Below are 9,769 nucleotides of genomic sequence, written 5' to 3' on the forward strand. Positions count from 1 at the left end.
GTGCGGGGGTGTGAGGTGCGTCATGCGGGCATGCCAGGGGCGCTGAGCGGGGGCGGTGGTGTGGGGCTCGGTCGGGATGACAAGCCGCTGGCGGTGAGGATGTGTTCCGCTGACATGGGCTGGCCGGGCTGTACGGCCATCGACATCGCGGCGCGTGCGGCTTCCGTGCCGGCCTGGGGTGGGATCACCAGGAGGGCGAAGTGGTCGTGCCGGCCGCGGGTGATGATCATGGTGTTGTCGCCGACCGCGGACCAGTCGATGCGGACGCTGTGCCCGTCGACGTCCACGTGGCGCGGGGCGTCGTCCCAGGCGCTCGCGTCGAGACCGACGCGGGCGAGCGGGCCCAGCCGGGCGGTCAGCGCGGTGAGCAGCGTGGGCAGTTCACCCTCGATGCCGCGTGAGCGCGGCCACCAGGCGCCGTCCAGCGTGCCCGTGCGGTTCGATGTCGTCTCCAGGCGCAGCACCGCGGTGCCCGGCAGAGCCGACTGGACACCGGTGTCCGTCAGCATCCGCACCGGCGGCGAGGTGTCTGGGTCGGTCCCGTTCCGGGCGGTGCGTACGCGCGTACGGGCCGACGTGTAGTGGTGACCGGCGATACGGTCGGCCTGCTGTGCGTTGAGGAGGCGGACCATCAACGCGCCGAGGACGATCATCAGCAGCGAGATGCCGATCGTAAAGAAGAGCTCCATCGTTCTCACCCGCCTTCCGGGCGTAGCGGCACGAGAGGGGTGCCCGGTCGCGGGATTGCCGCGGGCGGGCCGTGGCCGCCTTCGGCGTCCCAGACCGCCTCCTGGTCGCGATCGGCTGCTGCCGACCGCTGCCGGCGGGCGGCCTCCGCCATCAACTCACTGGCGGTGCCGGTACGCAGGGGGTCGGCGGCCGCGGCCATCAGCCAGGCGGCGGTCGCCTCCGGTGTCCCGGGCGGGATGACCAGCAGGTCCCAGCGGCCGATGCGATAGGAGAGCAGCAGCAGCTTGTGCGGGTCCTGCTCGTCCTTGAACCAGCCCACGTGCAGCACCCGCCCGGCCACGGGGACCTTGCGTGGGGTGGCCGGCCAGTGCGTGGGGTTCAGCGCTACGCGGGTGATCCGTCCCCACCGCGGGTCCAGCGCCGCCGTCAGAGCGGGAAGCTCGGCGGACAGATCGCGGGAACGGGGCCACCAGGCGCCGTCGAGCAGCGCGGGGGAACTGTCGGGAGGGGCCAGCGACAACCGGAGTGACGACTGGGAGATCCGGTGCTCGGCCGTTGGCGTGGGCATGGGCATGGGCATTGCGGTGGCGGTCATGACGCCGACCTCGCCCCGGACCGGTCTGCACCGGTCCGGAAGTCTCAACTCGCCGAAAACGACGCAAACACGGAAGCCTGCACACGAAATATCTTCGGTAGTTCCATTCTACGCCTGGCCTCTTCTACTCCTGGCCTCTGCTCCTGGCCTCTTTTACTCCTGGCCGCGGACGGCTCACGCCGCCCGGCCCTCGGCCGCCAGCAGGCGCCCCGCCTCGTGCGCGGTGGTCTCGGGCGGCACGACCAGCAGATCCCAGCGGCCCTTGCCCGGCGCGAGCAGGCAGATGGTGTGCGGCCCGTGGGCCGAAGAGGTACGGGACAGGCGCACCACGTGATTGGCGACGAACATCCGGCTCGGGAGGGCGGACCACATCGCACCGCTGACGGTGGCGACGGTGATCTGGCCCCAGGCGAGCGGCAGTGCGGCGATCAGCGTGGGCAGTTCGGTGATCAGGTCGCGGGAGCGGGGCCACCACGCACCGTCGATCATGCGTGGCAGCGGGCTCGGAGGGGCGATGCCCAGGCGTACCAGGGGCGGCCGGGGCAGCGGAAGGGGCGAGGTCAGGGTCATGGAGTCCTGTTCTGCGGGCGGGAAGGCCCGGCGGGGGTCGGGTACGGGGTCGGGTACGGGTTCAGTCGCGGCATTCAGTCGCGGCATTCAGTCGCGGCATTCAGTCGCGGCTTTCAGTCACGGCATTCAGTCACGGCATTCAGTCACGGCATTCAGTCACGGCATTCAGTCACGGCATTCAGTCACGGCATTCAGTCACGGCATTCAGTCACGGCATTCAGTCACGGCATTCACGCGCGCCTTTCACGCGCGTCGGGCGTCAATGCGGTCGGCGGAGGGCCAGCGCACGTCGCTCACCCAACCGAGGCGTTCGAAGAGGCGGATGGTGCCGGCGGAGGGGTCGACCTGACCGCGTTCGACGCCGTGCCGGGCGCTCGTGGGGTCGGCGTGGTGCAGGTTGTGCCAGCTCTCCCCGAAGGAGAGCAGGGCCAGCGGCCACAGGTTGGTGGCGCGGTCGTGGCGGCGGGTACGGAAGGGCCGGTCGCCGATCATGTGGCACAGGGAGTTGACGCTCCAGGTGACGTGGTGCAGCAGCGCAATGCGGACAAGTCCTGCCCAGACCAGGGCGGTCAGGCCGTGCAGCCAGCTGCCGCCGATGGCCCAGCCGGCGCCGAAGGGCAGCGCCAGGGTGACGAGGCACAGCCAGGGGAAGGCGCGGGCGACGGCACGGAGGCCGCGGTCGGCGAGCAGGTCGGGGGCGTATCGCTCGGCGGGGGTGATGTCGTTGCGGAACAGCCAGCCCACATGCGCGTGCGCAAGGCCGCGCAGCTGCCCGGCCAGATGGGTGCCGTAGCGGTACGGCGAGTGCGGGTCGCCGGGGCGGTCGGTGAAGGCGTGGTGGCGGCGGTGGGTGGCCACCCAGGTGATCACGTCGCCCTGGAAGCTCATCGAGCCGGCCACCGCCAGCGCCAGATGCAGCGGCCGCTTGGCCCGGAAGCTGCCGTGGGTCAGCCCGCGATGGAAGCCGACCGTGACGCCCAGCCCTGTGGTGACGTACAGGCCGGCGGCGAGCGCGAGGTCCGCGGGGTGCAGGAAATTGCCCCACAGCAGGCATACGGCCAGCCCCAGGGCCAGGAACGGGGCCACCACGATGGCGGCGGTCACCGCGACGTACGTGCGCTGGCCCCCGTCGCGCGGGGGCGCCGGATCAGGGGTCGGGAACGGGGACTTCCCGTCGTACTCCGGCTTGGCCGGGGCGGCGGGAGTAACAGGGGCTCGGGGTTCCGTGGAGAGAGTCTCTGACACGAATGCTCCTCAGCATCGGGGGTGGCTTCGCGACGCCGGGGGCTCGGGCTCCGTACCTCCAGCGTACGGCCGACGGCGCGGCAGGCATCGGGAATGGGGCTCCTCAGCTTCATTACGTGCGGGTGCCGGAGGGGCGGCAGCTCGACGCTCACCCCGGTCACGAGCCGGTCGTGGGCAAGGACCGCGTCGAAACCGGCCCGGGAGAGACGTGTCGCAACTCTCAAAGAACTCCGGCCCGCTGATGGCTGCGGGGCGGCGTAGACTCGAAATTACCGAGAGCACCCCGTATGCCGGTTTCTGGCCGGCGTCGTTCCCGGCGAGCAACCAGCCCGGGCAGACACGACGTGCGCCCGGAGAATGGTCCGCAGATGAGCGTGCCCATCACCCGCGACCCCGCCATCGCCGATTCCCTCCCGCCGGCCGCCCGGCTGGGCCCTGACCCGGGCAGACCGGGGAACCGGTCCGCTGGACGGCGCCTGGTGGCCGCGTTCCCGCGAGCTCGACCGCGAACTCCCCGCCCTTGCAGAGGCACTTGACCTGCGGTGGGGCCATATCACCAGGGTCATGGTCAATCCCGCCCACTGGCCGGTGATCCCGCGCAGGGTCAGGGCGGGCGGCCGTGCGCTGCACATCGGCTGGTGCATCGACCAGGACCCCAACAAGCTGCTGCTGCGCTCGTACAGCGTCGGCTGCTGGGACCTGCTGGTGATACCGCCGGAGACCGCCCCCGGCACCGCCGCCGGACTGCTGCGCGACGCCGCGGAGCCCGGCAACCGGCTCACCGCGAGCGACCTCCTGGCCAAGGTCGGCCGGCTCCCGTCCGCGGCGGTGGGGCGCGCGGCGTGAGGTCGGCAGGCCCGGAGTATTCGGCTGGCCCGGAGAGCGAGACGCCGCCCATGGAAGCCCTCATCGTCGCGGCTACCGCGACAACCACCCGGGGAGCACGCATGATTCAACCGCACAACGATCAGCACGATCAGCACACCCAGCGACTCGGACCTGACAGGTCAGGCCGCGCATGAGGCAGGAGCCGGACATCGGCACCGGCAGCCGGCAGGCACTCGCGCAGGCCGCGGCGGCACCACAGCTGCCCGAGCCTGGCATCGCCGAGGTCCGCATCATCGCGGCCGATCCGGAAACGGCACGCCAGATCGCGGAGGTGCTCCGCCTCCGCTTCGCAGCCGACGAGCAACGCAGCTATCCCGCCGGAATCGCCGGCGACGGCACCCGGCTGCACCTCACCGTGGACACCGTCCACATCCCCGAGGCCCACGGCGCACCCCGCCTCCGCCTCGTGACCAACCCCCCGCACAGCGACGAGCTGTAAGACGCGCTAACCGGCCGCCGACAGCGCCTCCAGCACCCGCGCCGCCGGCGGCACCCCGCCCGCCTTCCGCAATCCGACAGACCCGCTGGTGGACGCCTTCTACCAGGCGCAGGGGCGGCAGTTCTACGACGCGAGCCTCATCCGCGCCCGCACCCTCGTGCTCCGCGGCGAGGCGGACTTCCTGGGCTGACCCCGGAGCCCGGCCGCCGGGCCCTCTGCCAGCATGGTCATCCTGCACAGAGAAGGGCTGGCCAGGGTGGATCGTGCTTTTGTCGTCGCCGCGACGCACAGCAGCGCCGGGAAGACGACCGTGACGGGCATCCTGCTGCGGCTGCTGCGGGAGCGCGGGCTGAAGGTGCAGGCGTTCAAGATCGGGCCCGACTTCATCGATCCCGGGTATCACCGGGAGATCACCGGACGGCCATCCGTCAATCTGGATCTGTGGATGATGGGCGAGGAGGGCGTGCGGCGCTCGTACGTCCGGTGGTCCGCGGACGCGGATGTGTGCGTCGTCGAGGCGATGGGCGGGCTGTACGACGGCGAGAACGGGACCGAGAAGGGCAGCGCGGCACACATCGCCAAGCTGCTCGGGCTGCCGGTGGTCGTGGTCGTCGACGTGTGGGGGATGACGCGGACGGCCGGCGCCGTGCTGGGCGGGCTGATCGACTTCGATCCGGAGGTGCGGATCGCCGGGGCCGTACTCAATCGGGTCGGGAGCCGGCCGCATGCGGACATGGTCGTCGAGGGGCTGTCCGAGCGGCTGCGGGAGCGGGTGGTCGGGTGGGTCGAGCGCAGTGAGCAACTGCGGGTCGACGAGCGGCATCTCGGGCTGACCACCGTCGAGGAGAATCCGGCCGGGGTGGCGGAACGGGCCCGGGCGCAGGTCGCGGGCGGGCGGGATCTGGACGTGGAGCGGCTGCTGGCGGCGACCCGTGTGGAAGCACCGGCCGCCGAACCCGCCGGCACCGGTGCCCGGTCGCCCCGTGCGCGGCTTGCCGTCGCCCGGGACGCGGCCTTCTGCTTCTACTACGAGGAGAATCTGCGCGCGCTCGAGGCGGCCGGATTCGAGCTGGTGGAATTCCGGCCCACGGTCGACAGCCGGCTCCCCGACGGTGTCGATGCCGTGTATCTCGGCGGGGGTTATCCGGAGAGCTTCGGCGTCGAGCTGGGCGGCAATCGGTCGCTCGCCGATGAGCTGCGCACCCGCGCCGGGAGCGGGCTGCCGATCTACGCCGAGTGCGGCGGGATGATGTATCTCGCCAGGTCGCTGACCGGCTTCGACGGGGAGCGCCATGACATGACCGGCATCCTTCCCATCGATGTGGTGATGGACCGCAAATACCTCGCCATCGCTTACGTGGACGTGCACACGCTCGCGCCCTCCGCGCTCGGTGACGGCGGACAGCGGGCGCGCGGGCAGGAGTTCCATCAGTCCCGTATCGCCGCGGCCTCCCCCGGTATGGAGCCGAATCTGTACGACGTGACCACGAGCACCGGCGACGTACGGCGTGCGGGCTACGTCGTCGGCAATGTCACGGCCAGCTATATCCATCTCCACTTCGGCAGGCATCCCGAGCTCCCGCGGAATCTCCTGCGGGCAGCGGAGGCCGCCCGGTGAAGCGCGCCCTCACGGTCCTGGCCGCCGCCGGGGCCCTCGCCCTCGCCGCCGCGGCCCCCGCGCACGCCGCCGACTACCGCTACTGGTCGCTGCGGCACGGCGACGACGGCGCCTGGACGACCACCACCGTCGGCCCGGGCACGTATCGCCCGCAGGACGGCGCCGTGGAGGGCTGGCGCTTCGCCGTCTTCCAGGAGGCGACGAAGGACTCCGTGAACCCGCGCGCCAAGCCCGACTTTGACGCGATCTGCGGCTCCACACCGGCGAAGGCGGGCACCAAACGCGTCGCCCTGGTCCTCGACTTCGGCACCGCGAAGGATGCCCCGCCCGGGGAGCGGCCCCCGGCCGCCGTACGCAAGGAGTGCGTGCGGCTGCCGCCGGACGCCACCACCGCGGAGGGCCTGGCCGAGGCGGTGCCGCCGCTGCGATACGGCAACGGCGGGCTGCTGTGCGCCATCGCGGGATATCCGCGGAACGGCTGCGCCGATGTGGTGGGCGGGGAGCGCGCCAGCACCAAAGCCCCGGACGACGCCGGCAACGGTGAAGACGGCGGACCGTCCGTAGGCCTGCTGGCCGGCGCCGCCCTCGTCGTCGCGCTCGGCGGCGCCGCCGCGTGGCAGGTCCGGCGCCGGAGCGGCGGGCAGCGGTGAGGGCGGTCGTACTCCGCCGGGAGCAGATCCACTGACTTCCGGCGGGGGACGATCCAACGGGCCCGCGCTGACAGCTTGTTGCCATGACCACAACCACTGTCACCGGAGCCACCCGCAGCAAGCTTCCCCTCGCCGCTGCGAGCGGCTTTCTGGCCGGCTTCTTCGGACTGACCGCGGTCGCCGCCGTCGGCGACGAGCTCCCCAAACCAGACGCCCCCACCCGCGATGTCGTCTCGTACTACACCGACAACGCGCTCGCCTCCTCCCTCACCGGTGTGATCATGCTGCTCGGCGCGGCCGCGCTGTTCGCCGTCGTGCGCGGCGGGTTCGTACGGCCCCTCGGCAGGGCTGCCCGCGGCGCCGGAATGGCGGCGGTGGCGCTCCTCTGCCTGTCCGCCCTGACCGGCTTCGCCCTCGCCCTCTTCACCCCCGGCCTCGCGGACGGCACCGTCGGGCTGCTCCGCGACGTCAACTTCGCCACCGGCGGGACGCTGCACGTGGCCGCGCTCGGCCTGTTCGTCCTCTTCGCCGCCCGCGGCGGCCCGTTCGGGCGCGGGGTGACGCGCTTCGGGTACGTGGCCGGGGCCGTCGCCGTGATGTCGCTGCTGTCGCTCGCGGTGTACGGGGCCTCGCCGCTGATCCCGGTCGGGCGGCTGCTGTGCATGGCGTGGCTGATCACGGCGGTCCTGCGGGCTCGCCGCTGATCACCGCCTCACGCCGGCGCCGGCTGCGGTTGCTCCGGCGCCGGCACCAGGCGCCCCGTGCGATGCAGGGCGTGCAGCGCCGTCGCGCAGGCCAGGCCGAGGGCGATGAGGACCAGCCACGGCAGCGCCGGGAGGCCTGCCGAGCGGGCGGTGTCCAGGGCCGCCCCCGTGGCGAGGTTGCCGGTGGCGATGCCCACGCCCGAGAGGGTGTTGTAGAAGCCGTAGTGGGTGGCGACGTGGTGGTCGCCGGAGAGGCGGACGATGGTGTCCATCTCGAAGGGGTACGCGAGCATCGTGCCGACCGCGAGCAGCAGCGCCGCCGTCGCCGCGGGGACGGCCGCCAGCAGCCAGCGGCCCGGTCCGCCGGCCGGTACGGGCAGCGCGGTCGCCGCCAGCAGTGGCGTGAAGGCCAGGCCCATCGCCGTAAGTCCCCAGGTCAGGGCGGCGCTTGGGCCGAGGCGGGCCTTGCACCAGGCGGTCAGACGGGTCTGGAAGAGGATCGTGCTCAGGCCCGACACCGCGAAGAGCAGCGCCACCGCGATCGTCCCGGACGTGCCGTCGCCCGCCAGCCGCCGCACCTCCAGCGGCAGGGCGAGATAGACCTGGAAGGACAGCACGTACGAGCCGATCATGGCGCAGGAGAAGAGCAGGAAGGGGCGGTTGGCCGCGATGCCGCGCCACACCGTCCATACGCTGCCGGTCGCGGCCTTCGTGTCGCCCGCTCCCCTGCGCGCCGGCAGCGCGCGGATCTGGACGATGCTCAGCAGCGCGAAGACGACCGCCGAGACCAGGCAGGTCAGGCGGAAGTCGACACCGGTCAACGCCATGCCGAGCAGCGGGCCGAGCAGGATGCCCGCCTGGTAGCAGACGTTGAAGAGGGCGAACGCCTCCACCCGGCGGTCGCCCGCGTCCGCGGCGAGGTAGGCGCGTACGGCCGGGTTGAAGAGCGCGCCCGCCAAGCCCGTAGCGGCGGAGGCGGCGATGAGTGCGGGCAGCGACGTCGTGAAGCCGAGCGCCGCGAAGCCCGCGGTGCGCAGCAGGCAGCCGGCGACGATGAGCGGCTTGTAGCCGAAGCGGTCGGCGAGGGTGCCGCCGACGAGGAACATGCCCTGCTGGCTGAAGTTCCGTACGCCGAGGATCAGTCCGACCGCCCAGCCGGCCAGACCGAGGGTGCCGGAGAGGTGGGCGGCGAGGTAGGGCATCAGCATGTAGAAGCCGAGGTTGATGGTGAACTGGTTCGCCATCAGCAGCTGCACGCTGCGGTCGTAGGTGCGCGCCTGCGCGAGCATGTTCCTCATGCGTGCACCTCCGCGGCCGGTGTGGCCTCCGCGGCCGGGTCGGACACCGTCGTGCAGCGGGTCCAGCGCAGGGCTTCCTTGTCGTCCTGGCTGCCGATGACGTCCGGTTCCGGTGGGGGCGGGGCGTCCAGCAGGTCGTGGCGGGCGCAGAAGTCGTCGTCGTAGACCGTGCCGAGGTAGCGGTGCGGGCCGTCCGGGAAGACGGCGACGACCGTGGCGTCGGCAGGGAGTTGGGCCGTGATCCAGCCCGCGACCAGGGCGACCGCGCCGGCGCTCCAGCCGCCGGTGGCGTAGTGCGAGGCGGCGAGCTGCCGGCAGGCCCAGACAGCTTCGCCCGGGGCCACCCAGTGGACCTCGCTGAAGGCGTCGTACGCGACATTGCGCGGATGGATGCTGGAGCCGAGGCCGCGCATGAGGCGGTTACGGGCCGGCTGGCCGAAGACCGTCGAGCCGACGCTGTCGACGCCGATCAGGCGCAGCCCCGGGCAGAGCGGGGCGAGCGCGCGGTGGATGCCGGCGGAGTGGCCGCCGGTGCCGACGCTGCAGACCAGGGCGTCGATGTGGCCGAGCTGGGCGGCGAGTTCGAGGGCGAGGGGGGTGTACGCGGCGACGTTGTCGGGGTTGTGGTACTGGTCCGGGCACCAGGCGCCGGACTCCTTGGTCATCAGCTCGGCGACCCGTTCGCGGCGGGCCTGCTGCCAGCCGCCGCGCGGGTGCGGTGCGCCGACGACGTCGACGCGGGCGCCGTACGCGACCAGCAGCCGCCGTAGTTCCGGCTCCAGGCCCGGGTCGGTGACGAGGGTGACGGGGTGGCCGAGGGCGTGGCCCGCGAGCGCGAGGCCGAGGCCGAGGGTGCCGGATGTCGACTCCACGACCGGGGCGCCGGGGGCTAGTTCGCCGCGGGCGCGGGCGCGGCGGAGCATGTGCAGGGCGGGGCGGTCCTTGATGCCGCCGGGGTTGAAGCCCTCGAGCTTCGCCCAGAAGCGGCGGTCGGGTGGAGTGAGGGGGGCGCCGATGGGGAGGACGGGGGTGTTGCCGACGAGGGTGGGCAGGGTGGTGCTGCGCGCGGGGG

11 protein-coding genes are annotated in these 9,769 nt (G+C 72.4%); 5 read left to right on the forward strand and 6 right to left on the reverse strand.

Annotated features, from left to right (window positions below):
• Positions 1 to 20: 20 nt before the first annotated feature.
• From G5C51_RS35890 to G5C51_RS35905, 4 genes are all read right to left on the reverse strand, one after another.
• The gene (locus G5C51_RS35890; RefSeq protein ID WP_240930159.1) at positions 21 to 689 is read right to left on the reverse strand and encodes a DUF5994 family protein; all 669 of its coding nucleotides are present in this window, start codon (positions 687 to 689) and stop codon (positions 21 to 23) included.
• Positions 690 to 694: 5 nt separating this feature from the next.
• Positions 695 to 1,285 (reverse strand): DUF5994 family protein, encoded by a 591-nt coding sequence (locus G5C51_RS35895; RefSeq protein ID WP_165244019.1) that lies wholly within the window; start codon positions 1,283 to 1,285, stop codon positions 695 to 697.
• Positions 1,286 to 1,459: 174 nt separating this feature from the next.
• Positions 1,460 to 1,855, reverse strand: coding sequence for a DUF5994 family protein (locus G5C51_RS35900; protein WP_165244021.1), 396 nt, complete (start codon positions 1,853 to 1,855; stop codon positions 1,460 to 1,462).
• 243 nt (positions 1,856 to 2,098) lie between these two features.
• The gene (locus tag G5C51_RS35905; protein ID WP_165244023.1) at positions 2,099 to 3,100 is read right to left on the reverse strand and encodes a fatty acid desaturase; all 1,002 of its coding nucleotides are present in this window, start codon (positions 3,098 to 3,100) and stop codon (positions 2,099 to 2,101) included.
• Between the two features lie 435 nt (positions 3,101 to 3,535).
• On the opposite strand from G5C51_RS35905, the gene G5C51_RS43425 reads away from it, so the two are divergent.
• The 5 genes from G5C51_RS43425 to G5C51_RS35930 all read left to right on the forward strand — a co-directional run bounded on the left by G5C51_RS43425 (position 3,536) and on the right by G5C51_RS35930 (position 7,399).
• On the forward strand, positions 3,536 to 3,946 hold the full coding sequence (locus G5C51_RS43425) for a DUF5994 family protein (protein ID WP_338118426.1): 411 nt from the start codon (positions 3,536 to 3,538) through the stop codon (positions 3,944 to 3,946).
• Between the two features lie 172 nt (positions 3,947 to 4,118).
• Positions 4,119 to 4,427: a hypothetical protein gene (locus G5C51_RS35915; protein ID WP_165244017.1), complete on the forward strand. Its 309-nt coding sequence runs from the start codon at positions 4,119 to 4,121 to the stop codon at positions 4,425 to 4,427.
• A 256-nt stretch (positions 4,428 to 4,683) separates the two neighbouring features.
• On the forward strand, positions 4,684 to 6,045 hold the full coding sequence (locus tag G5C51_RS35920; RefSeq protein WP_338118424.1) for a cobyrinic acid a,c-diamide synthase CobB: 1,362 nt from the start codon (positions 4,684 to 4,686) through the stop codon (positions 6,043 to 6,045).
• Positions 6,042 to 6,695: an SCO2322 family protein gene (locus tag G5C51_RS35925; RefSeq protein WP_165244029.1), complete on the forward strand. Its 654-nt coding sequence runs from the start codon at positions 6,042 to 6,044 to the stop codon at positions 6,693 to 6,695. The genes G5C51_RS35920 and G5C51_RS35925 overlap by 4 nt, the downstream gene beginning before the upstream one ends.
• A gap of 83 nt (positions 6,696 to 6,778) precedes the next feature.
• Positions 6,779 to 7,399 (forward strand): hypothetical protein, encoded by a 621-nt coding sequence (locus tag G5C51_RS35930; protein WP_165244031.1) that lies wholly within the window; start codon positions 6,779 to 6,781, stop codon positions 7,397 to 7,399.
• A gap of 8 nt (positions 7,400 to 7,407) precedes the next feature.
• Here the strand turns inward: G5C51_RS35930 and G5C51_RS35935 are convergent, their stop codons facing one another.
• A complete protein-coding gene (locus G5C51_RS35935) occupies positions 7,408 to 8,697 on the reverse strand; it encodes an MDR family MFS transporter (protein WP_165244033.1) in 1,290 nt (429 codons plus the stop codon).
• Positions 8,694 to 9,749: a PLP-dependent cysteine synthase family protein gene (locus G5C51_RS35940; protein WP_165244037.1), complete on the reverse strand. Its 1,056-nt coding sequence runs from the start codon at positions 9,747 to 9,749 to the stop codon at positions 8,694 to 8,696. Before G5C51_RS35940 ends, G5C51_RS35935 begins: the two co-directional genes overlap by 4 nt.
• Positions 9,750 to 9,769: the final 20 nt, after the last annotated feature.

The organism is Streptomyces coryli (assembly GCF_011044975.1).
Classification (GTDB): domain Bacteria; phylum Actinomycetota; class Actinomycetes; order Streptomycetales; family Streptomycetaceae; genus Streptomyces; species Streptomyces coryli.

Coding starts and splice junctions, on each gene's coding strand:
- G5C51_RS35890 (WP_240930159.1), bottom strand. CDS start 689: ATGGAGCTCTTCTTTACGATCGGCATCTCGCTGCTGATGATCGTCCTC.
- G5C51_RS35895 (WP_165244019.1), bottom strand. CDS start 1,285: ATGACCGCCACCGCAATGCCCATGCCCATGCCCACGCCAACGGCCGAG.
- G5C51_RS35900 (WP_165244021.1), bottom strand. CDS start 1,855: ATGACCCTGACCTCGCCCCTTCCGCTGCCCCGGCCGCCCCTGGTACGC.
- G5C51_RS35915 (WP_165244017.1), top strand. CDS start 4,119: ATGAGGCAGGAGCCGGACATCGGCACCGGCAGCCGGCAGGCACTCGCG.
- G5C51_RS35930 (WP_165244031.1), top strand. CDS start 6,779: ATGACCACAACCACTGTCACCGGAGCCACCCGCAGCAAGCTTCCCCTC.
- G5C51_RS35935 (WP_165244033.1), bottom strand. CDS start 8,697: ATGAGGAACATGCTCGCGCAGGCGCGCACCTACGACCGCAGCGTGCAG.